Consider the following 21,413-nt stretch of genomic DNA (forward strand, 5'->3'; position numbering starts at 1 on the left):
CCTGTACATTTGGGGGGAGATACTTCGAATTCGCAGATAGTCGCCAGTCTGCGGTTCAACAGGAGAAGGGGAGAACCCATATGAAGTTCCGTGCCCTTGGGGCAGTCGCCGTCGCAGCGACCCTTGCGTTCAGCGTCGCCGCGTGCGGCGATGACGAGCCGACCACGTCCGGTGGTGGCGGTGGCGGTGAGGCCACACAGGAAGCAACGAAGGCCAAGGTCGGCGTGATCCTGCCTGACGCTGCATCCTCGGCCCGCTGGGAGACGGCGGACCGGAAGTTCCTCGGCGAGGCGTTCGACGCCGCCGGGGTGGAGTCGGACATCCAGAACGCGAACGGCGACAAGGCCAAGTTCGCGACGATCGCCGACCAGATGCTCAACGCGGGCGCCAATGTGCTCCTGATCGTCAACCTCGACTCGCCGTCCGCGGCGGCCGTGATCAACAAGGCCAAGCAGCAGGGCGTGCCGGTCATCGACTATGACCGCCTGACCCTCGGTGGTGGCGCTCAGTACTACGTGTCCTTCGACAACGTCGCCGTCGGCACCGCGATCGGCTCCGGTCTAGTGAAGTGCATGCAGGACAACGGGAAGACGTCTGGTCCGGTCGCGCTGCTCAACGGCTCGCCGACCGACAACAACGCGACGCTGTTCAAGCAGGGCTACGAGAAGGCCATCACCGACGGCGGCTACACCGTCGCCGCCGACCAGTCCGTCCCGGACTGGGACAACACGAAGGCCGGCACGATCTTCGAGCAGATGTTCACGAAGGCCAAGGGCGACTTCGTGGGCGTCGCCGCCGCCAACGACGGCCTCGGCGGCGCCGTGGCCGCGGTCCTCAAGCGCGAGGGCGCCGAGGAGATCCCGACCACGGGTCAGGACGCGACCGACGAGGGCCTGCAGCGCGTGCTCCTCGGCACCCAGTGCGTGACCGTCTACAAGGCGATCAAGAAGGAGGCCGACGCGGCCGCCCAGCTCGCCATCGCGCTGGCCAAGGGCGACACGGCCGGTGCCGACAGCCAGGCCACGGGCCAGGTCGAGGACACCGAGACCAAGCAGCAGGTCAAGTCCGTCCTGCTCGAGCCGCAGCAGATCACCAAGGAGAACGTGAAGGACGTCATCGCCGACGGCTTCACCACCGCCGACAAGATCTGCACGAACGAGGCCCTCAAGAAGGCCTGCGAAGAGAACGGCGTCAGCGGATGACGGAAGCCGTCGAGGGACAGCAGCGCGCCCCGCTGCTGTCCCTGCGCGGGATCAACAAGAGCTTCGGCGCGGTGCACGTCCTCCGGGACGTGGACTTCGACGTCCGGCCTGGTGAGGTGACCGCGCTGGTCGGCGACAATGGCGCCGGCAAGTCCACTTTGATCAAGTGCATCGCGGGGATCCATCCCTTCGACGACGGCGAGCTCATCTTCGAGGGCAAGCCCGTCACGATCCACGGGCCGAAGGACGCGAACGCGCTGGGGATCGAGATCGTCTACCAGGACCTCGCGCTGTGCGACAACCTCGACGTTGTCCACAACATGTTCCTCGGGCGTGAGCTCAAGTCGGGCGTCACGCTGAACGAGACCGAGATGGAGAAGCGGGCGGGGGAGACCCTCAAGTCGCTGTCCGTCCGCACGCTCCGGTCGCTGCGTCAGAACGTGTCCTCGCTCTCGGGCGGTCAGCGCCAGACCGTGGCGATCGCGCGTTCGGTCCTGTGGAACTCGAAGGTCGTGATCCTCGACGAGCCGACCGCGGCGTTGGGCGTCGCCCAGACCGAGCAGGTGCTCAACCTGGTGCGCCGGCTGGCGGACAACGGGCTCGGCGTCGTCTTGATCACGCACAACATGAACGACGTCTTCCAGGTCGCGGACAGCATCGCGACGCTGTTCCTGGGCCAGATGGCCGCGCAGGTGCGGGCGAAGGACGTCAACAACACCCAGGTGATCGAGCTGATCACGGCGGGTCGCTCGGGTGAGCTCGGGCTCAAGCCGCGCGAAGCCGCCGAGGTGGGCGTCGTATGAGCACGACTCAGGACCCGAGCCAGGTCTCGCAGTTCGACCTGGAGACGACGCCCGGCCAGGGCGGCATCGGCGAGGCCGCCGGCGCGTACTGGGACCGGATCAAGGGCGGCGACCTCGGCGCCCTGCCGGCCGTCATCGGCGCAGTCGTGCTGGTGATCGTCTTCGGGATCATGGAGCCCGACTCGTTCCTCACGGAGCAGAACTTCGCCAACCTGCTCAACCAGGGCGCGGCGATCATGGTGCTCGCGATGGGGTTGGTGTTCGTCCTGCTGCTGGGCGAGATCGACCTGTCGGCCGGCTTCACGGCCGGCACCGGCGCGGCGATCCTCGGCGTCACGCTCACCAACCACAACTGGGCGTGGCCCCTGGCGATCGGCGCGGCGCTGATCACCGGCGTGGCGATCGGCTTCGCGATCGCGGTGCTGGTCGCCCGGTTGGGCATCCCGTCGTTCGTGGTCTCGCTGGCCTTCTTCCTCGGCCTGCAGGGCGCGATGCTGCTGATCATCGGCGAGGGCGGGACGATCCCGATCCGCAACGAGGCCGTGTTGAAGGTCATGAACCAGAACATGTCGGTCGCGCTCGGCTGGCTGCTGGCGCTGATCGTCATCGCGGGCTACGCGGGCACGTCGTTCTGGGCCATCCGCACGCGCAAGAACGCGGGGCTGCCCGTGCCGGCGATGTCGGTGTGGGCGGCCAAGGTGGTCGCCCTCGGCGTGGTCGTCGTGATCGCCGTGTTCCTGCTCAACCAGGAGCGCCAGCGGCCCAACGCGCCGATCGTCATCCAGGGCGTCCCCTGGGTGGTGCCGCTCGTGGTGGCGCTCGTCGTCGCGCTCACGTTCCTGTTGATGCGGACGAGCTTCGGCCGGCACGTGTACGCGGTCGGTGGCAACGCCGAGGCGGCGCGCCGGGCGGGCATCAACGTCCCGAACATCAAGACGGTCTGCTTCATCCTGGGCTCGACGCTGGCGATCGTGGCGGGCATCCTGCTCGCCTCGCGTGACAACAGCGTCTCGCCGACCACCGGTGGCGCGCAGACGCTGCTGTACGCGGTCGGCGCGGCGGTCATCGGCGGCACCTCGCTGTTCGGTGGGCGCGGTCGGATCGTGGACGCCGTCACCGGCGGCCTGGTGGTGGCGATCATCGCCAACGGCCTGCCGCTGGTCACCCAGAAGTCCGGCGTGCAGTTCATCATCAACGGCCTCGTGCTCCTGCTCGCGGCCAGCGTCGACGCCATCTCCCGTAGAAGGGCAGCGGCAACCGGCAGATGATCCGCTGGGGAGTGCTCTCGACCGCGCGCATCGCGGACCGCATCGTCGACGGTGCGCGCGGGGCCGAGAACGCGGAAGTCACGGCGGTGGGCTCGCGCGACCTCGCGCGGGCCCGCGCCTGGGCCGACGAGCGCGGCGTCGCCCACGCCTACGGCTCCTATGAGGAGCTGCTCGCGTCCGACGAGGTCGACGCGATCTACATCCCGCTGCCGAACTCCCTCCACGTCGAGTGGTCGGTCAAGGCGTTGGAGGCCGGCAAGCACGTGCTGTCGGAGAAGCCGCTGACGCGTGACCCGGCGCAGGTCGACCACGCGTTCGACGCCGCCGACCGTGCCGGCCGGCTGCTGATGGAGGCGTTCATGTGGCGCTTCCACCCGCAGACCGAGGAGGTCGTCCGGCTCGTCCGCGACGGCTCGATCGGCGAGCTGCGCGTGATCCGCGCGGCGTTCGGCTTCAACCTGCCGTGGATGGAGAACGTCCGCTGGGACCCGGCCCTCGAGGGCGGTGCCCTGATGGACGTCGGCTGCTACTGCGTGAGCGCGGCGCGGCTGATCGCGGGCGCCGAGCCGGAGCGCGTGAGCGGCGAGCAGGTCCTCGGTGGCGGCGGCGTGGACGCGCGCTTCACCGGCCTGCTGCGGTTCCCCGGCGACGTGCTGGCGACGTTCGACTGCGGCATGGACGTGCACCGCCGCAACCAGCTCGAGGTCGTCGGCAGCGAGGGCACGATCTTCGTCCCCTCGCCCTGGCAGACCCCGCTCGGCGCGAAGATCGTCCTCACGCGTGAGGAGGCCGAGGAGCTGTCGCCCGAGTCCGTGGACCCCTACACGCGTGAGCTGGAGGAGTTCGGCCGCGCGGTCGAGGGCGGCCCGCCGCCCCGGCTGGGCCGCGCCGACGCGCTCGGCCAGGCCCGCACGATCGAGGCGCTCTACCGCGCCGCCGAGAGCGGCGCGGCGGTCAGCCTCTAGCGATCCGGCGCGCTTCGACCACCTTCTGGTCGAAGCGCGTCCCGCACTCGCTGCCACCCACCCGGATCACGGTTCCCGGCGGGATGAACGCGGTGCCGTGGCGCTGCAGCTCGACCTTGGTCTTCGCGTTGACGACGATCCTGACGCCGTTGACGGAGAGCCCGGTGGCGTCGATCTTCGCCGGGCCCTTGATCTGGCAGCTCGGGCCGGTGATGTCGGGCCAGGCGATCGCCGCGATCCTGCCGTGCAGCGGGTGCGACTTCAGGATCGGGAAAGTGCCCTGGTTGACGTAGACCTGCGACGTGCCGGCGGCGAGTGCGATCGACGGCGGCACGCCCTCGATCTGCGCCACGGGCAAGTCGCTGTAGGTCACGGGCGGGACGTAGCCGTTGACGATCGTGTCGTTGCAGCTCGGGAGCTTCGCCCGCTCGGGGAGCTCCGCGCCGATCTTCACCCCGGGCACGTTGTTCTGCATCCCGGTGTAGGTGTACGTCCGCCAGTTGAAGGTGGCGATGCACGCGGCCTCGCTGGGCGCGGCATGAGCGGCGAAGGCGGCGGCGCACGCGAGGCCGCCGACCAGCACTGAGGCTCTCCTCATAAGAGCGAGGCTAGCGCGAGATCCGCTGAGCGAACGCGCCTGCCAGACCTTTGTCCGCGAAGTGCCCGCGGCGGGCGAGCGTGGCCATCCGACGGCGGGTCACGGCGTCCACCAGACGACGCGGGAGCAGGCGGACGACGGCGTACGTGATCGTGCCCTCACGGGTCGTCGCGAGGTCGCGGGCGGGCTCGCCGAGCGCGGCGCGGACGAGCGTGCGGGCCGCGTCGGCCACGTTCTCGACGGGCACGGCGCCTTCGAGCGGGACACCCGCGGCCGTGGACTCCTTGTGGATCGGCGTGCGGATGTAGCCGGGGTAGACGGTCGTGACGTCGATCCGGTCGCCCTCTTCGAGGCGCAGCAGGTCGCTGTACGCGACGACGCCACGCTTGGACATGGTGTACGCGGTCGAGAACGGGACGGTCACGTGCGCGAGGCCGGACGCGACGTTGACGACGCGGCCGTGGGACTCGCGCAGCGCGGGCAGCGCGGCGCTCGTCACGCGCCAGGGGCCGACCAGGTTCACGTCCAGGACGGCGAGCGCGGGATCGTCGGGCGCCGCGGCCGCGCTCTGGGGCGTGCCGAGGCCGGCGTTGTTGATGAGGACGTCGAGCCCGCCGAGCCGCTCGACGGCTTGCGCCACCGCCGCGTCCACCGACGCCTGCGAGCGCACGTCGCACTCGATGTCCGCCCCGGCCAGGTCGAGGCCCACGACCGCGCAGCCGCGCGAGCGCAGCAGCGCGACGGTCGCGCTGCCGATCCCGCCGGCCGCGCCGGTGATGACGACTCGCTTCATGTGATCACGTACTCCTCTTCCTTGAAGTGGGCGGTCCGCCGGCGGTAGCGCCAGGTCCAGTCGGGCCAGAGCGTCGGGTTGCCGCCGCTCGCGTCCTGGTACCAGCTCCGGCAGCCGGTGCTCCAGATCGTGCCCCGCATCCGCCGCTGGACCTCGGCGTGGAAGCGGGCCTCGGCCTCGGGGCGGACCTCGATCGTCGCGGCGCCCGTGCGCAGCGCGTCCAGCACGTAGGCGATCTGCGACTCGATCATGTAGACGACCGACGTGTGCCCGAGGCCGGTGTTCGGGCCCATCAGGACGAACAGGTTCGGGAAGCCCGGGACGGTCACGCCCAGGTGCGCCCGCGGCGAGCCGTTCCACGCCTCGGCGAGCGTGCGGCCGCCCTGGTCGCGGACGAGCCGCCCGACCGGCATGTCGAGCACCTGGAAGCCCGTCCCGAAGATCAGCGCGTCGACCTCCAGCTCGCGGCCGCTGTCGAGGACCACCGAGTGCGCGCGCACCTCGCGCACGCCGTCGGTGATGAGCTCGACGTTCTCGCGCGCGAGTGCCGGATACCACTCGTTGGAGGGCAGGATGCGCTTGCAGCCGACGGTGTAGTCCGGTGTCGCCTTCGCGATCAGCTCTGGGTCCGTCAGCGCGGCCTGCATGTGCTTGCGGCCCGCGCGCTCGAGCAGCTTCATCGCGCCCGGCTGCTTGACCATGCCCAGCACGAGCGCCTCGCGCAGCGCGTAGATGCCGCCACGCAGCGCGCGCTGCAGCGGCGGGAAGCGCCGGAAGAGGCGGCGCTCGAAGGCGCTGATCGGCCGCGCGCTGTGCGGCATCACCCACGGCGCGGTCCGCTGCAGGACGTAGAGCCGTTCGGCGTCCGGCGCGATCCGCGGCACGTATTGGATCGCCGACGCGCCCGTCCCGACGCTCGCCACGCGCAGGCTCTTCAGGTCCACGTCGTGATCCCACCGCGCGGAGTGCATCGTGATGCCGGCGAACGTGTCGAGCCCGGGGAACGCGGGGAGCTTGGGCTCGACGAGCGGGCCGGTGCCGGCGACGAGGTACTGCGCGCGCACCAGGCCGTCGGCGGTGTCGAGGTTCCAGCGCGAGCCGTCCCACTGCGCGCGCGTGACCTCGCAGCGCAGCTTGACCTTGTCCGCGACCCCCGCCGCCACGCGCTCCAGGTACGCGCGGATCTCCGGCTGGCGCGAGTAGGTGCGCGTCCAGTCCGGGTTGGGCGCGAACGAGAACGAGTACAGGTGCGAGGGGACGTCGCAGGCGCAGCCCGGGTACGTGTTGTAGTGCCACGTGCCGCCGACGCCGTCACCACGTTCGAGCACGACGAAGTCCTCGATCCCCGCGGGCCGCAGGCGCAGCGCCATCCCGAGGCCGGCGAAACCGCTGCCGATGATCGCGATCGAGACGTCCATGGACGGTTACATTGCCGTAACTTACGCCACTGTAACCTGACATTGGTCACATGCGCATGACCGCCGAGCAGCGCAGGGAGCAGCTTCTGGACGCGACGAAGGCGATCGTGCTCGAGCGCGGCTTCCACGCCGTGTCGATCGAGGCGGTCGCGCGCGCGGCGGGAATCACGCGCCCGGTCGTCTACGGGCACTTCGACGACCTCCGGGGACTGCTCGAAGCGCTCGTCGACCGCGAGGCGCTTCGTGCGCTGCGCCAGCTCCCCGAGACCTACGACGACCTGCTCGCCGCGCTGACCGCGTATCTGAGCGCCGTGCGCGACGACCCCGGCACGTGGCGGCTCGTGCTGATGCCGCAGGAGGGCGCGCCGCGGCTGCTCGGCGAGCGGATCGCGGCGGGGCGCGCGGCGGTGGTGGCGCGCCTGGCCGCCGCGCTGGGTCCCGACACCGGCCTGCCGGACCCGGAGCTGAGCGCCCACATGCTGCGCGCCTACGCCGACGAGGCCGCGCGGCTGGTCCTCGCGGGCTACGACGTCGACCGCATCCTCGCGCTCACGCGCCACACGCTCGCCAAGCTGTCCCGGTGATCCTCCCCGACCTCGGCCTCCTGCGCAGGCGGCGTGACCTGCGGCTGCTCGTCGGCGGCTCGACGGTCTCGCTGATCGGCGCCGCGTTCACGCAGGTGGCGCTCACGATCCAGGTGTTCGCCCTGACGGACTCGTCGATCGCGGTCGGCCTGCTCGGCGTCGCGCAGTTCATCCCGATCATCGCGCTGGCGCTGATCGGTGGCGCGCTGGCCGACGCGTTCGACCGGCGCAAGCTGATCTTCGGGGCCGAGCTGGCGTCGGCGTTCGTGAGCGCGGCGCTGCTCGTCAACGCGCTGCTGCCGTCGCCCCAGCTGTGGCTGCTGTACGTCGCCTCGACCCTGTTCGCGGCCGCCACCGCCGTGCTCCGCCCGCCGCTGGACGCGCTCCTGCCGCGCCTCGTCGAGCGCGACGAGCTCAAGGCGGCGAGCGCGATCAGCTGGTCGCTGATGAGCATCTCCGGGATCGTCGGGCCGGCGCTGGCGGGCCTCGTGATCGCGGGCGGTGGGGTGGAGGCCGCGTACGCGATCGACGTGGTGTCCTTCGTGGGCTCGCTGTCCGCGTTCGCGCTGATGCGCACGCCGCCTCCGCCGCCGGACGCGGAGCCGCCGTCGCTGCGCGGCGTGATCGAGGGCGTCAAGTACGCGGGCTCGCGCCAGGAGATCCTCGGGTCCTACGTGATCGACATGCACGCGATGTTCTTCGGGATGCCGTTCGCGCTCTTCCCCGCGGTGGCGGAGCGCTACGGCGGGACGGAGGTCGTCGGCCTGCTGTGGGCGGCGCCCGCGGTCGGCGCGATCGTCGCGATGCTGACGAGCGGCTGGAGCGTCCGCGTGCACCACAACGGCCGCGCGATCGTGTTCGCCGCCGCGGGCTGGGGCGGGTTCGTCGCGCTGTTCGGGTTCGCCGACGTGCTCTGGCTGGCGCTGCTCGCCCTTGCGCTCGCGGGAGCCGCCGACGCCATCAGCGGCATCTTCCGCGGCGCCCTCTGGAACGAGACGATCCCGGACCGCCTGCGCGGGCGGCTGGCGGGCATGGAGATGATCTCGTGGTCCTCGGGGCCGCTGCTCGGCAATGCGCGCGCGGGCTTCGGCGCGTCGTGGCTCGGGCTCGGGCCGTCGATCGTCGCAGGCGGCGTCGTGGTGGTCGCCGGCTGCTTCGCGCTCGCCGCCGCGCTGCCGAAGTTCTGGAACTACGACTCGAGAGCGTGAAGCCGCGCGGCGGCCTCGTCGATCACGGAGAGCCGCTTGCAGAAGGCGAAGCGCAGGTACGGCTTCAGCCGTTCCCTGTCGGTGCTGAAGACCGCGGTCGGGATCGCGACGACGCCGGCGCGGTGTGGCAGCTCGCGCGCGAACTCGGTCGCGTCCGCGCCGACGTCGACGTTCGCGAAGTAGGTGCCCTGCGGGCGCGCGACCGTGAACTGGCTGAGCGCGTCGCACAGGTGGTCGCGCTTGGCCTGCAGCTCCGCCGCGAAGTCCGTGTAGAAGTGGGTGGGCAGGCGCAGCGCGGCGGCACCCGCGTGCTGGAACGGGGTCGCGCCCGCGAACGTCAGGAACTGCTTGGCCGTGCGCACCGCCGCCACGAGCGGCGCCGGTCCCGTCGCCCAGCCGACCTTCCAGCCGGTCACGCTGAACGTCTTGCCGAGGCTGGAGATCGACAGCGTGCGCTCGGCCATGCCCGGCAGCGTGGACAACGGGATGTGCTCGAGCCCGTCGAACACGAGGTGCTCGTAGACCTCGTCGGTGATGGCGATCAGGTCATGCTCGATCACGAAGTCCGCGATCCGCTGCAGCTCCTCGCGCGTGAACACGCGTCCCGTCGGGTTGTGCGGGGAGTTGACGAGCAGGATGCGCGCGTTCGGCGTGGCCTTCAACTCGTCGAACGTGAAGTCCGGCGGGTTGAGCGGGATCGGCACGAAGTTCGCGCCGGTCATCTTCGCGGCCGCCGAGTACGAGTCGTAGGACGGGTCGAACGCGAGCACGTCGTCGCCCGGCTCGGCCAGCGCGAGGATCGCCGCCGCGATCGCCTCCGTGGCACCCATCGTCACCTGCACCTGGGTCGCCGGGTCGAGCTCGATCCCGTAGAAGCGCTGCTGGTGCTCGGCGATCGCCTCCCGCAGCGCCGGCACGCCCGGCAGCGGCGCGTACTGGTTGTGCCCGTCGCGGATCGCGGCGTGCGCTGCCTCGAGCACGGCCCGCGGCCCGTCCTCGTCCGGGAACCCCTGCCCGAGGTTGATCGCGCCCGTCTGCTCGGCGAGCGCGGACATCTCGGTGAAGATGGTGGTGCCGAACCCGGCCAGGCGCGAAGCGATCATGTGACGGCGAACGCTATACGCAGCGGTCGCTGTCGGTGCGCGGCCCACCGCCGTACAGCTTCGCGGCCGCGCGGATGTCCGCGGGCGTCGGGACGCACCACAGCTCGCGATAGCGGGGCACGTCCTCGCTGAGCGTCGGGGCGCACCGCGTGTCGAACCACCCGGGCGACATGATCGTGCAGGTCGGGCTGTCCTTCACGTGCCGGAGCCCGAGCACGTGCCCGAGCTCGTGCGCGGCCACCCACACCGACAGCGACGTCGGCTTGCCCAGGCGCTCGCGCAGCACGATCTCGCTCTTGCCGTCCTTCGGTCGGCCGATCGCGGTCGTGAACCCGAAGCAGCGCGGGCCGCACTCCCGGGTGAGCCGCGCGTCGTCCAGGCGCACCAGCACGTCCGCGTCGCGCTCGTACTTGACGACGCGCACCTTGACGTCGGCGCCCGATCCCGTCCAGCGCTTGGCGGCGAAGATCAGCGAGTCGACCGCCCCCTGGGTGGGGGCGAAGACGTTCACCTCGCCCCGTGGCCAGCGCGGGTCAGGCGGCCCGTCGTCGCCCAGGGCGAGCGAGCCGACGCCGACGGCGATCGCGGTGGCGATGAGGAACAGGGCGAGGAGGCGCACGCCTCGCCCGAGGGTAGTCGGCTAGCGGCAACGCGGATCGCGCAGCGTCGCGGCGCCGCCGTAGATCGAGGCCGCCACGTCCACATCCGCCGGAGCGGGCACGCACGCCAGCTCGGACTGCGTCGGGATCGTCGCCGCCAGCGACGGCGCGCAGCGCGTGTCGAACGCCCGCGGGGACATCACGGAGCAGTCGTGGCCGTCGCGGTGATGGAGGCCGAGGACGTGGCCGAGCTCGTGGGCCGCGACCCAGACCGACAGCGGACGTGGTGCGCCGCCGAGCGAGGAGCGCATGACGATCTCGCTGCTGCCGTCGCCGGGACGGCCGATCGAGGTGCTGTAGCCGAGGCAGTCGCGCCCGCAGAGGTCCAGCAGGCGCGCGTCGTCGCGGCGGACGATCACGTCGGCCTGGCGCTCGTCACGGACGACGCGGATGTCGACCTTGGCGCCGGACCGCGTCCAGCGCTCCGCGGCGACGAGCATGGTGCCGGTCATCCCGCTGGCGTCGTAGACGTGGACGACGCCGTCGGGCCAGCGGTGGTCGGTGGGGCCGGCCACCGCGGTGTACATCCGGGGGGCCAGGAGGAGGGTGAGGAGGGCGACGAGGCCGAGGCACGCGAGTGCGCGCACAGGGCGTGGCCGCTCGAAGACATGAGCCGATGCACGCACGAGGATTTGCGGCGGGCGGCCCGTTTCGCGTAAGGAGAGTGCGGCGTCTGCTAGTGACGCCGAGGCCCCCGCCTAACTTTATGTATGCCCACGCGCACCTCGATCAAACCGCAGCGTGTGGATCGAGACGTCCTTGCCCGCTTCGGTCTCGTGGGGGAAATGGGCGAGGAAGTGCTGGGCTCCCGCGCGGTTCGGATCGGCGATCACGAGCCGCCCTCCAGGCGCCACCAGACGCGGGAACAGCGCCGCGGCGGCGTCGGCGTTCGCGCGCGTGTAGAGCACGTCCGCGGCGAGCACGAGGTCGAACGGGCCGCGCGCCACGAGCGCGTCACCATGCGTTGACCAGTCGACGTGCGCGACCTCGCCGACCACCTCGTTGAGCGCGAGCACGTGGGCGGCGAACGCGACCGCGTCGGTGTGCCCGTCCGTCGCCAGCACGTGCGCGCCCGCGCGCGCGGCCATCGCACTCGGCAGCGCCAGGCCACACCCGAGCTCGAGCACCGACGTCCCCGGCGCGGGCGGGTCGTCGTAGAGCGCACCCGCGAGTCCGACGCCTGACGGCCACGGCCGCGCCCAGTACGGAACCGGACGCCGGGCCCCGCCTTCCTCGTGGCGGAGCTGCTCCCAGCTCGACGGGCACACGTAATAGGCCTGTCCGACGCGCCGCACGGAGATGTCCAGAAGCGCCGGCGGAAGCTCCTCCACGGGCACGCCGCGCAGCGATGAGAGCTGCTCGGCGAGCGAGGTCCGGAGCGCGATGAGCTGATCGGTCAATGGCACTACACTTCCTGAAGTCATGGCCCAGGAACTGCGCAACCGTCCCTGCGGTGGCCGCTACGGCGACATCGTCCAGGCGATCGGCAACACGCCGCTCGTCGAGCTGAAGCGTCTCTCACCGAAGCCGGGCGTGCGCCTCTGGGCAAAGCTCGAGTCTGCCAACCCGACCGGGTCGGTCAAGGACCGCGTCGCGCGCGCGTTGATCGAGGACGCCGAGGAGAAGGGCGCGATCCGCCCCGGCCAGACCATCCTGGAGCCGACCTCCGGCAACACCGGCATCTCGCTGGCGATGATCTGCTCGCGCAAGGGCTACAAGCTCAAGGTCGTCATGCCGGACAACGTGACGCCCGAGCGCACGCAGCTCCTGGAGATGTACGGCGCGGAGATCGTCTATTCGCCCGGCAACCTCGGCTCCAACGGTGCGGTCGAGCTCGCGCTGAAGATGGCCTCCGAGGACTCCTCGTACTACATGCCGTACCAGTACGGCAACCCCGCCAACCCGGGCGCGCACTACAACGGCACCGCGGTCGAGATCCTCGACGAGCTCGACAACGACGTCAGCGCGTTCGTCGCCGGCCTGGGCACGGGCGGGACGCTGATGGGCGTCGGCCGGCGCTTGCGCGAAGAGCTCGGTGACGCCGTGAAGATCGTCGCCGCCGAGCCGATGCAGGGCGAGCCCGTCCAGGGCCTGCGCTCGCTCGACGACGGCTTCATCCCGCCGATCATCGACCTCTCGCTGCTGGACCGGAAGATCTTCGTCACCAACCGCGACGCGGTCGTGTGGACGAAGAAGCTCCTCGACGAGGAGGGGATCTTCGCCGGCGTCTCCACGGGCGCGATCGCGTCGATCGCCGTCCGCATCGCCAAGGAGATGGACGAGGGCAACATCGTCTTCATCGTGTGCGACGACGGCTCGAAGTACCTGTCGTCGGGCCTCTACACGAAGCCTGTCGAAGAGCTCGAGAACCTCGACACGACCGTTTGGTGGTAAGCCGCCGAGCCTTGCTCGGCGCCGGTGCTCTGCTCCTCGTGGGCTGCGGCCCGCCCGACGAGCCTGAAGTCGACGCGGCCACCGTCTGGGGCGAGCAGCTGCGCGTCTCGCAGGCCGCGCTGGAGGCGTATCCGCCGAACGCGTTGCGCTCCGCGGCGGACAGCCGCGTCAAGCAGCTCGAGTCGCTGGCCGGCGCCACCGGCACGGCGCCGACCGCCACGCCGAGCCTCGAAGCGGCGTTGAACGCCGAGCGCCGCGCGCTGCAAGCGCACGTCGCCGCCGTGGGCGAGCTCTCCGACCGCGCCTCACGCGAGCTGCTGGCCACGCTCATCGCCGGCACGGCCGAGGCGGTCTCCGCGCTCCGCGCCGAGCTGGACGAGCCGCCGATCGTGGACTCGTTCCCCGGACAGAGGAACCGCCCGTGAACCGCCGTCAGCTTCTGGCCGGCGGTGCCGCGGCCGCGCTCACGCTGCGCGCCGCGCCCGCGCTCGCCGCACCCGACGAGGGGACGCTCCTGCTCGGCCTGTGGCGCCGGGAGCAGGCGCTGGCGCTCGCCTACGGGCAGCAGGTGCACACCAATCCGGAGCTGCTCGGCCCTGCCCGCCGGCACGCCCTCGACCATGCGGCCGCGATCGCCACCGAGCTGGCCGCGGTCGGGCTCGGCACGCCGAAGCCGCCGTGGACGCCGAACGACCTCGACGTCGCCGCCCAGCGACTCGCCACCTCCCGGCCCGCGGACGTGCTCGCCAACGCCGTCATCGTCGAGGAGGACATGGTCGAGGTCTACAAGACCGCGCTCCCGTCGCTGCCGGACGCGAAGATCGCGATGACGGCGGCGACGATCCTCGCCTCACACGCGCAGCGTCTTTTCATCTTGCGCCGCGCCGCCCAGGTAACCTAGGCACATGCCGTTCGCAGGAAACATCGGGATCGGCGAGATCGCCATCGTCCTTGTCATCGCGCTGATCGTGCTCGGGCCCAAGCGCCTGCCCGACGCGGGCCGTGCGCTCGGCCGCGGGATGAAGGAGTTCCGCGACTCGCTGAGCGGTGTCGCCCGCCGCGACGACGACGACGAGCTCGACACGCCCCTGACCCGGGCCAAGTAGCTCTGCGCATCTCGCGACAGCTCCTCGCCGACGTCGTCGCGCACGCGCGCGAGGAGTCGCCCAAGGAGTGCTGCGGGCTGATCGCCAGCCGTGACGGCGAGGCCGTCGCCGTCCATCGCGCGCGCAACGCCGCCAACAGCGCGCTGCGCTACGTGATGGACCCGATGGAGCAGTACAAGCTCCAGGAGGCGATCGACGACGCCGGGCTGGACCTCGGCGTCATCTACCACTCGCACACGCGGTCGGACCCCGTCCCGTCGCAGACCGACATCAACCTCGCCCGCCTGGGCGACTCGGACCAGCCCGCGTTCCCGGGCACCCTCTACCTGATCGTCGGCGTCAAGGGCGACGAGGACGACCTCCGCCTCTGGTCGATCGTCGGCAACGACGTCCAGCAGGTCGAGCTCCAGGTGACAGAGTGATCTGGCTGCTCGTGTGTCCCGTGTGCGACGCCGCGCACGAGCCGCACGAGCGCTTCTGCGCCGATTGCGGCGTGCCCCTGACGTTCGTCAACCACGAGATGTCCGAGTCCGAGCGCCGCGCGCGCAAGATCCGCCCGGGCTACACCGACGGTCCGCTCGTGCGCGTCGCCACCGCCCGCCACCAGGCCGAGGCGGAGATGATCCAGAACCTGCTGCTCGAGGAGGGCATCCCGTCGCTCGTGCGCCGCACCGGCGGCTTCGACGTGCCCGACTTCCTCGCCGCGGGCCCGCGTGACATCGTCGTCGCCGCTTCGGGTGAGGAGGCCGCGCGGGAGATCCTCGGCGACCGTCGCGAGGAGCAGCAGGGCCGGCTGCCGCCGCACAAGCACCCGGCGTGGGTGCGCGCGCTAGCGGTGACGATGTCGGTCTGCGCGCTCGCCGCCTTCGCGAGCAGCGTCCTGCTCCCCTTCACGTAGGCGACCCAAGTGAGAACGCCACGCCTCCTCGGTGTGGCGCAGCGAGCGCGGGAACGCGACTTCGAGCGCTCGCACCGGGCCGTCCGGGTGCGGCCCGCGCGCAAGCGTCACGCAGGCGCGGTCGCCCTCCTCGCGGGCGAGCAGGTCGAAGATCGTGCCGCCGAGCAGCAGCGCGTCCGTGCGTGAAGGCGGGAAGTCGGGCTTCGGGCCCTCGCGCAGGCGGCGCGCGACCGCCGGGCGCACGTGGCGCGTCTGACCGCTGAGCCACTGCGCCGCGCCCTCGACGAGCCACGCCCAGCGCGACCAGCGCGCGATCCGGCCCGGCGTGGCCGGCGGCGGCAGCTTCGGGTGGTTGGCGGCGACGTAGCGCCGCGCGAGCAGCGCCGAGGGCGTCAGCATCAGCATCTCGAGCGAGCCTTCGACGTTCGAGGCCCGGTGGGCGAGCAGGCGCGGGGCGAGCACGTGCAGCTCCCGCGTCCCGGCCCAGCCTACGACGTAGCGGCGCGCCGCCGGTGCCGTCAGCCGGCGCGCGAGCGGGATCCACGGCTGGGCCGCGTCCAGCTGCGCGAGCGAGGAGTGCAGGACGACCTCGAGCTCGCCGAGGTCGGTTCCGAACCGGTCCTCGAGCCGGCGCCGCGCGAGCTCGAGCTGCGACAGGACGCGCTCCGCGTCCGCCGTGTCGCGCGCGTCGTGGCGCGCCACGAACGTCTCGGAGGGCGTGTCCACCCAGGCCATCGGGCGCTTACGTTAGTAGCGCCCGATGTGGGTCTGACGCCTAGGCGTAGGCGGGGGCGCCGTTGGCCTCGGCGATGCCCGCGATCTCCTGCGAGACGCGGTCGAACTCCTCGTCGGAGAGCACCGGTGTGCCCTCGAACGGGAGGTCGCGCGTGATCTCCAGCCAGGAGCGGCATCCGCCGTAGTCGTCGCGGACGCGCACCGTGACGGGGCGCGGGATGCGGTAGGTGCGCAGCAGGAGGACGTGGAGCGGGTGACGACGCTTCCAGGCCAACCGCTTCTCGGCGTAGTCCGACGTCCACACGTGGAACGGCGTGAGCCCGTCCAGCGCGCGGCGGTCGGTCACCGTCCACGCCCCGGCGACCTCGGCCCACGCGCGGATGCGCACGCGGTCGGGCTGGGGGATCCCGCCGTCCATCGTGAGCGCGCGGGCGGGCGGCTCGCCCTCCGGCCACACGCCCTCTTCGAGGGCGCGGCGCAGCTCGGGCTGATGGGACTCACGCACCAGATCGTTGCGCTGGTGATCGAACGTCGGGTACAGGAAGAACCGGTCGTGCTCGAGGGCGAAGTGCTTGCCCGTCTCGCGGATGCCGCCCTTGCGCAGGGTGAGCAGTTGCTCACCCTCGGCGAGAGCGCGCACAGTGACGGCCCATTCCTTGAAAGCGATCGGCATAAACCTGGTTGAAAGAGAGTTGTAAGACCTACGAGTTCCCTGCACAGCGAGCGTGCGCCACGACCCTGCCCGAAGCTGCGACGGAGAAACCTCCCGTAAGGCGTCACATACTATGCACAAGCCCCTGAAATCGCAAAACTTCGCTGCAAATTCGCAGTTTTTGCCAGAAATGTCCAATTTCTGGCAGTGAGCGCTTATGTGCCAAGTTCTTACAGACGTGCACCGGTGAGGCCTTCGATCACTTCGACCACCGCGGCGAAGTCCTGGTCGCCCAGGCCCTTGCCCATGCCGGCCCCGTAGAGCTCGGCGGCGAGGCCGGCGAACGGGAACGCACCGCCGGCGGTGCGGGCCTCGGCCAGGCAGAGCTGGACGTCCTTGAGCATGTGAGCGAGCTTGAACAGCGGCGTGAAGTCGTGCTCGAGCATCGGCTTGCCCTTCAGCGCGCGCATGGTCGAGTCGCTCGATCCGCCGTCCATCGTCTCCAGGAGGGCGTCGACGTCCACGTTCGCCTGACGTGCGAGCACGAGCGCCTGGGCGAGCGTCGCGCAGTTGACCGCGGTGACGGCCTGCGAGATCACCTTGACGGCCTGGCCCTGGCCGGCCGCACCGCACAGGACGATCTTCTCGCCCATGATCTCGAACAGCGGGCGTGCGCGCTCGATGTCGTCCGGCGCACCGCCGACCATGATCGTCAGCGTGCCCGTGCGGGCCTTGGGGGACGAGCCCGTCACGGGCGCGTCGACGAAAGCGTGCCCGTCCGCGCTGCAGCGCTCGGCGAGCGCGCGGGCGGTGTCCGGCGCGATCGTCGACATGTCGATGAAGAGCGTGCCCGGCTTGGCGCCCTCGAGCGCCTGGCCGATCATGTCCTCGACCTGGGCGCCGTCGACCACCATCGTGATCACGACGTCCGAGGCCTCCGCGACCGCCTTGGGCGAGTCCGCCACGGTCCCGCCGTGCTCGGCCGCCCATGCCTCCGCCTTCTCGCGCGTGCGGTTGAAGACGGTCAGCTCGACGCCCGCTTTGGCCAGGTTCATGGCCTGCAGCGAGCCCATGATCCCCAATCCGATGAATCCGACCTTCTCAGCCATAGCCGCCGCCTCCCGGTGTCTCTATCCGTAGTCGTTGTCCCGGCTGGAGCGTGCCGCGCGCCTTCGGCGGCTGCTCCTCGCCGTCGATCAGGTTCCTGCCCGTCGCGCCCGGCCGCCCACCGCTCGCGCCGGGGGGCGCGTGCCGTCGGCGCTCGGTGAGCAACGAGTAGTCCATCGCCGCGAGCGCCTCGAGCTCGCGCACGATGCCGTCGCCGCCCCGGTGGGCGCCCTGGCCGCCCGAGCCCCGGCGCACGGCGTACTCGACGACCTTGAGCGGGAACTCGAGCTCGAGCGCCTCGACCGGCGTGTTGAGCGTGTTGGACATCGCGACGTGCACGCCGCTCGGGCCGTCGGCGTCCGCGCACGCGCCTTGGCCGCCGCCGAGCGTCTCGTAGTACGTGAACTCGTCGTTGCCCAGCGTGAGGTTGTTCATCGTGCCCTGGCCGAGCGCGTGGCCGAAGGCCTTGAGCACGAGGTCGGCGACGCGGCTGGACGTCTCGACGTTGCCGGCGACCACCGCCGCGGGTGGGTTCGCGTTCAGGAGCGAGCCCTCGGGCGCCGTCACCGTCACCGGGCGCATCGCGCCGCTGCTGGGCGGGATGTCGGGGTCGGTGAGCACGCGGACGGCGAACCAGCAGGCGGAGACGGTGACCGCGAGCGGGCAGTTGAGGTTGCCCTCGTGCTGGTCGGTGGAGCCCGTGAAGTCCAGGTGCAGCTCGTCGCCGCGGACGGTGGCGGTGAGCTGCAGGTGCAGATCCTCGTCGGCCGCCTCGAGCACGTCCGCCGCCGTGTACTCGCCGTCCGGCAGCGCCTCGATCGCGGCCCGGGTACGCCGCTCGGCGTAGTCGATCGTCGCTGCCATGGCCGCGGCGAGCGGCATCCGGGCGTGCAGCTCCTCGAGGCGGGCGACGCCGGTGCGGTTGGCGGCGAGCTGCGCACGGAGGTCGGCCCGGCGCTGCGCCGGCTGGCGCATCTGGGCCACGAGCCGCTCGATCGCGTCCTCGTCGAGGCGCTGCGGGCTGATGACCACGCCCTCGTCGTCGAGGGTCTTGGAGTCGGCGGGCATCGAGCCGGGGGTGGGGCCGCCGACGTCCGCGTGGTGCGCGCGGTTGGCGGCGAACCCGATCAGCTCGTCGTCGGCGAAGGCGGGGGTGATGACCGTGATGTCGGGGAGGTGTGTGCCGCCGGCGTACGGGTCGTTGAGCACCCAGCTGACGCCGGGCGCGTGGTCGCGGCGCGCGACCGCCGCGACGGCCGCCGGCATCGCGCCCAGGTGCACCGGGATGTGCTCGGCCTGCATGACGAGCTCACCACGCGGATCGAAGAGCGCGCATGAGGCGTCGCGCCGCTCCTTGATGTTCGCGCTGTGGCTGGCGCGGATGAGCACGGCGCCCATCTCCTCGCACGCGGCCCTGAGCGCGCCGGACGCGACGCGCAGCGTTACCGGGTCCATCGCTCGATCCTGATCGTCCCGCTGCCGAGGACCTCGGCGGCCCAGCCCGGCGGGACCGCCAGCGTCGACTCGCGCAGCTCGACGACCGCGGGGCCCTGGATGCGCTCGCCGGGCGCGGGCTCGCCGCGGATGATCTCCGTCTCGCCGTAGAGCGTGGTGCGCGTGCTGCGGCTGGCGCCCTCCGCCGTCGCGCCCACGGCGTCGGCGTCGATCCCGGGGCCCGGCGTCGTGGCGGTCGCCCGCAACGTCACCAGCTCAACCTCAGCTTGAGGGTCACGGTAGCCGTAGGCGTCCTCGTGCGCGGCGTGGAAGTCCTCCTCCAGGTGATCCGAGAGCGGCACGCTCAGCTCGAACGCCTGGCCGCGGTAGCGCAGCTCGGCGACGACCCGCACGTCGGCGTCAGGGTCGCCCAGCTCCTCGCGTGCGCGCTGCGTGAGCTCGTCCGCTTCGATGGTGAGCGCGTCGGCCGTGAGCAGGACGCTGCGCTGGGCGTCCCGTCGGCGCTCGGAGACGACGAGCCCGAGCGCGGCGAGCACACCCGACGCACGCGGGCAGAGGATCTTCGTGATGCCGAGCTCCTCGGCGATCGCGGCGGCGTGCAGGCCACCGGCGCCGCCGAAGGCCATCAGCGCGAGCGAGCGCGGGTCGACGCCGCGCTCGACCGTCATCACGCGCAACGCCCGGACCATCTCGGCGTTCGCGACCCTGATGATCCCCTCCGCGGTCTCCTGGCGGCCGAGGCCGAGCGTGTCGCCCAAGGCATCCACGGCCCGCTCGGCGGCGGCGCGATCGAGCTCGATCCCGCCCGCGATCCCGCCCAGCAGGCCGAGGAGCAGGTTCGCGTCGGTCACGGTCGGCTCCTCGCCGCCGTGCCCGTACGCCGCCGGCCCCGGCCGCGCGCCCGCCGACCGCGGACCCACCCGCAGCGCGCCGCCCGCGTCGCGCCAGGCGATCGAGCCACCGCCCGCGCCGACCGTGTGGATGTCGAGCATCGGCAGCGCGACCGGCCGCCCGCCGACCTCGCGCCCGCTCGCCTCGCGGACCTCGCCGCCGAGCACCACGCACACGTCGCAGCTGGTGCCACCCATGTCGAAGCACAGCGTGTCCGGCTCGCCGGCCGCGGCGGCCGCCCACGCCGCCCCGGCCGCGCCGCCCGCGGGCCCGGACAGCACGGTCAGCACCGCGTGGTCGGCCGCCTGCTCGACGCTCGCCAGCCCGCCACTGGACTGCATCACGCTCGGCTCCGGCAGACCCGCGTCCGCGGCCCGGCGGGTGAGGCTGCGCAGGTAGGCGGCGAGAAGGGGGGAGAGGGCGGCGTCCAGCTCGGTCGTCGCGGCGCGCTCGTACTCGCGGAACGTCCCGACGACCTGATGGCTGAGGGAGACGTGGACATCGTGCTCGCGGAGCGCGTCGCCCAGCTGCTGCTCGTGCTGCGGGTGGCGGTAGGCGTGCAGGAAGCAGACGGCGACCGCCTCGGGCTCGAGGGCGAGGATCGCGCGCACGGCGTCGTCGACGTCCAAGGCCGTTTCCGGGCCGGCGGGCGTCATCCGCTCCGTCGCCCCGACACGCAGCTCCGGCGGCACCAGCGGGGCCGGACGGGCCTCGCAGAGGCGGTACAGGTCCGCCCGCGCCTGCCGGGCGAGCTCGACGACGTCCTCGAAGCCCCTGGTGGCCACGAACACCGTCTTCGCGCCCTCGCCTTCGAGGAGCGCGTTGGTCGCCGCGGTCGTGCCGTGCGCGAACGTGGTCACGTCGGCGGCGGCTTCGCCGGCGCGCTCGAGCACGGCCCGGACGGCGTCGAGCACGCCCTCGGACTGGTCGTGCGGCGTCGTCGGCGCCTTAGCCGTCCACAGCCGACCGCCGACCGCCAGCACGGCATCGGTGAAGGTCCCGCCCACGTCCACGCCCAGGAGCATCGGGCGTGGACGCTAGCGCCGGAGGCCGCGGCTATGCGGCCTGGAGGGCGACGTCCTCGGTCTCAGCCAGGTGCTGATGCGAGGGGCAGTAGCCGTTGTGCGGCAGCGGCGTGCGCTGGCACGGCGTGCCGCGACGCGTGGTGGCGCGGCATTCGAGCCGCTCGGCGACCGGGTTCGCGGCGAAGTACTCCCGCGCGAAGTTCATGTAGCGGTCGCAGACCTTGTAGACGCGCAGCTGCTGGGACATCGGGAAGTAGATCCGGATGTCGTTGAACAGCGTCTTGGTCGGCTTGGCGAAGTAGTGCCAATCCGTGGCGAGGCGCTCGACGCACGTCTCACACGACCGTAGGACGCGCTCGTGGTTCGCTGTGTCGCCGTCGTGCTCCTCGACGATGTCGGAAGCAAGCTCGCGATAGATGGAACGGCTGAAGTGGTACATCGCTGTCTCCCCGGGACTGCCTTTGGCGGCGGCGGTCCCCTCCGTGGCCCGGTGGTTGGGTGTTTGCCGCTGATGCAGAGGCCTCAAACGTCCGCATTGTTGACTTCGCG

General features: G+C 71.6%; 25 protein-coding genes. 12 read left to right on the top strand and 13 right to left on the bottom strand.

Features of this window, described 5'->3' with window-relative positions; genetic code table 11:
- The first annotated feature begins 80 nt into the window (after positions 1–80).
- The 4 genes from C8N24_RS19340 to C8N24_RS19355 are packed head-to-tail and all read left to right on the top strand — an operon-like array spanning position 81 to position 4,238.
- A complete protein-coding gene (locus tag C8N24_RS19340) occupies positions 81–1,202 on the top strand; it encodes a sugar ABC transporter substrate-binding protein (protein WP_121252676.1) in 1,122 nt (373 codons plus the stop codon).
- Positions 1,199–2,005: an ATP-binding cassette domain-containing protein gene (locus C8N24_RS19345; RefSeq protein WP_121252678.1), complete on the top strand. Its 807-nt coding sequence runs from the start codon at positions 1,199–1,201 to the stop codon at positions 2,003–2,005. Before C8N24_RS19340 ends, C8N24_RS19345 begins: the two co-directional genes overlap by 4 nt.
- Positions 2,002–3,273 carry a sugar ABC transporter permease gene (locus tag C8N24_RS19350; RefSeq protein ID WP_121252680.1) on the top strand — a complete coding sequence of 424 codons (1,272 nt, stop codon included), beginning with the start codon at positions 2,002–2,004 and terminating at the stop codon, positions 3,271–3,273. The genes C8N24_RS19345 and C8N24_RS19350 overlap by 4 nt, the downstream gene beginning before the upstream one ends.
- Positions 3,270–4,238: a Gfo/Idh/MocA family protein gene (locus C8N24_RS19355; protein WP_121252682.1), complete on the top strand. Its 969-nt coding sequence runs from the start codon at positions 3,270–3,272 to the stop codon at positions 4,236–4,238. The genes C8N24_RS19350 and C8N24_RS19355 overlap by 4 nt, the downstream gene beginning before the upstream one ends.
- Here the strand turns inward: C8N24_RS19355 and C8N24_RS19360 are convergent.
- From C8N24_RS19360 to C8N24_RS19370, 3 genes are read right to left on the bottom strand one after another with little or no spacing between them, the layout of a single operon-like run.
- Positions 4,228–4,836, bottom strand: coding sequence for a hypothetical protein (locus tag C8N24_RS19360; RefSeq protein WP_147447886.1), 609 nt, complete (start codon positions 4,834–4,836; stop codon positions 4,228–4,230). The two genes, C8N24_RS19355 and C8N24_RS19360, sit on opposite strands and share 11 nt — an antisense overlap.
- A gap of 10 nt (positions 4,837–4,846) precedes the next feature.
- Entirely contained in the window at positions 4,847–5,629 is a 783-nt protein-coding gene (locus C8N24_RS19365) for an SDR family NAD(P)-dependent oxidoreductase (protein WP_121252686.1), read from the bottom strand.
- A complete protein-coding gene (locus C8N24_RS19370) occupies positions 5,626–7,047 on the bottom strand; it encodes a flavin-containing monooxygenase (RefSeq protein ID WP_121252688.1) in 1,422 nt (473 codons plus the stop codon). The genes C8N24_RS19365 and C8N24_RS19370 overlap by 4 nt, the downstream gene beginning before the upstream one ends.
- A 50-nt stretch (positions 7,048–7,097) precedes the next feature.
- On the opposite strand from C8N24_RS19370, the gene C8N24_RS19375 reads away from it, so the two are divergent.
- Both C8N24_RS19375 and C8N24_RS19380 read left to right on the top strand, forming a co-directional pair.
- Positions 7,098–7,631 carry a TetR/AcrR family transcriptional regulator gene (locus C8N24_RS19375; protein WP_121252690.1) on the top strand — a complete coding sequence of 178 codons (534 nt, stop codon included), beginning with the start codon at positions 7,098–7,100 and terminating at the stop codon, positions 7,629–7,631.
- Entirely contained in the window at positions 7,628–8,839 is a 1,212-nt protein-coding gene (locus tag C8N24_RS19380) for an MFS transporter (protein WP_170179213.1), read from the top strand. The genes C8N24_RS19375 and C8N24_RS19380 overlap by 4 nt, the downstream gene beginning before the upstream one ends.
- Here the strand turns inward: C8N24_RS19380 and C8N24_RS19385 are convergent.
- From C8N24_RS19385 to C8N24_RS19400, 4 genes are all read right to left on the bottom strand, one after another.
- Positions 8,821–9,942: an aminotransferase class I/II-fold pyridoxal phosphate-dependent enzyme gene (locus C8N24_RS19385; protein ID WP_121252694.1), complete on the bottom strand. Its 1,122-nt coding sequence runs from the start codon at positions 9,940–9,942 to the stop codon at positions 8,821–8,823. The genes C8N24_RS19380 and C8N24_RS19385 overlap by 19 nt on opposite strands.
- A 13-nt stretch (positions 9,943–9,955) precedes the next feature.
- Positions 9,956–10,561, bottom strand: coding sequence for a matrixin family metalloprotease (locus C8N24_RS19390; RefSeq protein ID WP_121252696.1), 606 nt, complete (start codon positions 10,559–10,561; stop codon positions 9,956–9,958).
- 21 nt (positions 10,562–10,582) lie between these two features.
- On the bottom strand, positions 10,583–11,188 hold the full coding sequence (locus tag C8N24_RS19395; protein ID WP_121252698.1) for a zinc metalloprotease: 606 nt from the start codon (positions 11,186–11,188) through the stop codon (positions 10,583–10,585).
- Positions 11,189–11,305: 117 nt separating this feature from the next.
- Entirely contained in the window at positions 11,306–12,001 is a 696-nt protein-coding gene (locus C8N24_RS19400) for a class I SAM-dependent methyltransferase (protein ID WP_170179214.1), read from the bottom strand.
- 22 nt (positions 12,002–12,023) lie between these two features.
- On the opposite strand from C8N24_RS19400, the gene C8N24_RS19405 reads away from it, so the two are divergent.
- Genes C8N24_RS19405 through C8N24_RS19430 form a run of 6 tightly spaced genes read left to right on the top strand, consistent with a single transcriptional unit; the run spans position 12,024 to position 14,999 of the window.
- On the top strand, positions 12,024–12,995 hold the full coding sequence (locus C8N24_RS19405) for a PLP-dependent cysteine synthase family protein (protein WP_121252701.1): 972 nt from the start codon (positions 12,024–12,026) through the stop codon (positions 12,993–12,995).
- A gap of 11 nt (positions 12,996–13,006) precedes the next feature.
- Entirely contained in the window at positions 13,007–13,420 is a 414-nt protein-coding gene (locus tag C8N24_RS19410) for a hypothetical protein (RefSeq protein ID WP_121252703.1), read from the top strand.
- Positions 13,417–13,896, top strand: a complete 480-nt coding sequence (locus C8N24_RS19415) for a ferritin-like domain-containing protein (RefSeq protein ID WP_121252705.1) — start codon at positions 13,417–13,419, stop codon at positions 13,894–13,896. Before C8N24_RS19410 ends, C8N24_RS19415 begins: the two co-directional genes overlap by 4 nt.
- Positions 13,897–13,900: 4 nt before the next feature.
- On the top strand, positions 13,901–14,101 hold the full coding sequence (locus tag C8N24_RS19420) for a Sec-independent protein translocase subunit TatA/TatB (RefSeq protein ID WP_121252707.1): 201 nt from the start codon (positions 13,901–13,903) through the stop codon (positions 14,099–14,101).
- Between the two features lie 8 nt (positions 14,102–14,109).
- On the top strand, positions 14,110–14,523 hold the full coding sequence (locus tag C8N24_RS19425; protein ID WP_245971931.1) for a M67 family metallopeptidase: 414 nt from the start codon (positions 14,110–14,112) through the stop codon (positions 14,521–14,523).
- Positions 14,520–14,999, top strand: coding sequence for a putative signal transducing protein (locus tag C8N24_RS19430; RefSeq protein WP_121252711.1), 480 nt, complete (start codon positions 14,520–14,522; stop codon positions 14,997–14,999). The genes C8N24_RS19425 and C8N24_RS19430 overlap by 4 nt, the downstream gene beginning before the upstream one ends.
- Here C8N24_RS19430 and C8N24_RS19435 read toward each other — a convergent pair.
- From C8N24_RS19435 to C8N24_RS19460, 6 genes are all read right to left on the bottom strand, one after another.
- Positions 14,931–15,734 (bottom strand): hypothetical protein, encoded by an 804-nt coding sequence (locus C8N24_RS19435; RefSeq protein WP_121252713.1) that lies wholly within the window; start codon positions 15,732–15,734, stop codon positions 14,931–14,933. The genes C8N24_RS19430 and C8N24_RS19435 overlap by 69 nt on opposite strands.
- Before the next feature lie 40 nt (positions 15,735–15,774).
- A complete protein-coding gene (locus tag C8N24_RS19440) occupies positions 15,775–16,407 on the bottom strand; it encodes a DUF1802 family protein (protein ID WP_121252715.1) in 633 nt (210 codons plus the stop codon).
- 209 nt (positions 16,408–16,616) lie between these two features.
- Positions 16,617–17,495, bottom strand: coding sequence for an NAD(P)-dependent oxidoreductase (locus tag C8N24_RS19445; RefSeq protein WP_121252717.1), 879 nt, complete (start codon positions 17,493–17,495; stop codon positions 16,617–16,619).
- On the bottom strand, positions 17,488–18,948 hold the full coding sequence (locus C8N24_RS19450; protein ID WP_121252719.1) for a hydantoinase B/oxoprolinase family protein: 1,461 nt from the start codon (positions 18,946–18,948) through the stop codon (positions 17,488–17,490). Before C8N24_RS19450 ends, C8N24_RS19445 begins: the two co-directional genes overlap by 8 nt.
- Positions 18,936–20,864, bottom strand: coding sequence for a hydantoinase/oxoprolinase family protein (locus tag C8N24_RS19455; RefSeq protein ID WP_121252721.1), 1,929 nt, complete (start codon positions 20,862–20,864; stop codon positions 18,936–18,938). Before C8N24_RS19455 ends, C8N24_RS19450 begins: the two co-directional genes overlap by 13 nt.
- Before the next feature lie 31 nt (positions 20,865–20,895).
- Complete coding sequence (locus C8N24_RS19460) at positions 20,896–21,303, bottom strand: hypothetical protein (RefSeq protein ID WP_121252723.1); 408 nt, start codon at positions 21,301–21,303, stop codon at positions 20,896–20,898.
- Positions 21,304–21,413: the final 110 nt, after the last annotated feature.

This window comes from Solirubrobacter pauli (assembly GCF_003633755.1).
Taxonomy (GTDB): Bacteria; Actinomycetota; Thermoleophilia; order Solirubrobacterales; family Solirubrobacteraceae; genus Solirubrobacter; species Solirubrobacter pauli.

Coding starts and splice junctions, on each gene's coding strand:
- C8N24_RS19370 (WP_121252688.1), bottom strand. CDS start 7,047: ATGGACGTCTCGATCGCGATCATCGGCAGCGGTTTCGCCGGCCTCGGG.
- C8N24_RS19345 (WP_121252678.1), top strand. CDS start 1,199: ATGACGGAAGCCGTCGAGGGACAGCAGCGCGCCCCGCTGCTGTCCCTG.
- C8N24_RS19360 (WP_147447886.1), bottom strand. CDS start 4,836: ATGAGGAGAGCCTCAGTGCTGGTCGGCGGCCTCGCGTGCGCCGCCGCC.
- C8N24_RS19405 (WP_121252701.1), top strand. CDS start 12,024: ATGGCCCAGGAACTGCGCAACCGTCCCTGCGGTGGCCGCTACGGCGAC.
- C8N24_RS19440 (WP_121252715.1), bottom strand. CDS start 16,407: ATGCCGATCGCTTTCAAGGAATGGGCCGTCACTGTGCGCGCTCTCGCC.
- C8N24_RS19420 (WP_121252707.1), top strand. CDS start 13,901: ATGCCGTTCGCAGGAAACATCGGGATCGGCGAGATCGCCATCGTCCTT.
- C8N24_RS19445 (WP_121252717.1), bottom strand. CDS start 17,495: ATGGCTGAGAAGGTCGGATTCATCGGATTGGGGATCATGGGCTCGCTG.
- C8N24_RS19365 (WP_121252686.1), bottom strand. CDS start 5,629: ATGAAGCGAGTCGTCATCACCGGCGCGGCCGGCGGGATCGGCAGCGCG.
- C8N24_RS19350 (WP_121252680.1), top strand. CDS start 2,002: ATGAGCACGACTCAGGACCCGAGCCAGGTCTCGCAGTTCGACCTGGAG.
- C8N24_RS19355 (WP_121252682.1), top strand. CDS start 3,270: ATGATCCGCTGGGGAGTGCTCTCGACCGCGCGCATCGCGGACCGCATC.
- C8N24_RS19460 (WP_121252723.1), bottom strand. CDS start 21,303: ATGTACCACTTCAGCCGTTCCATCTATCGCGAGCTTGCTTCCGACATC.
- C8N24_RS19340 (WP_121252676.1), top strand. CDS start 81: ATGAAGTTCCGTGCCCTTGGGGCAGTCGCCGTCGCAGCGACCCTTGCG.
- C8N24_RS19385 (WP_121252694.1), bottom strand. CDS start 9,942: ATGATCGCTTCGCGCCTGGCCGGGTTCGGCACCACCATCTTCACCGAG.
- C8N24_RS19455 (WP_121252721.1), bottom strand. CDS start 20,864: ATGCTCCTGGGCGTGGACGTGGGCGGGACCTTCACCGATGCCGTGCTG.
- C8N24_RS19450 (WP_121252719.1), bottom strand. CDS start 18,948: ATGGACCCGGTAACGCTGCGCGTCGCGTCCGGCGCGCTCAGGGCCGCG.
- C8N24_RS19375 (WP_121252690.1), top strand. CDS start 7,098: ATGCGCATGACCGCCGAGCAGCGCAGGGAGCAGCTTCTGGACGCGACG.
- C8N24_RS19435 (WP_121252713.1), bottom strand. CDS start 15,734: ATGGCCTGGGTGGACACGCCCTCCGAGACGTTCGTGGCGCGCCACGAC.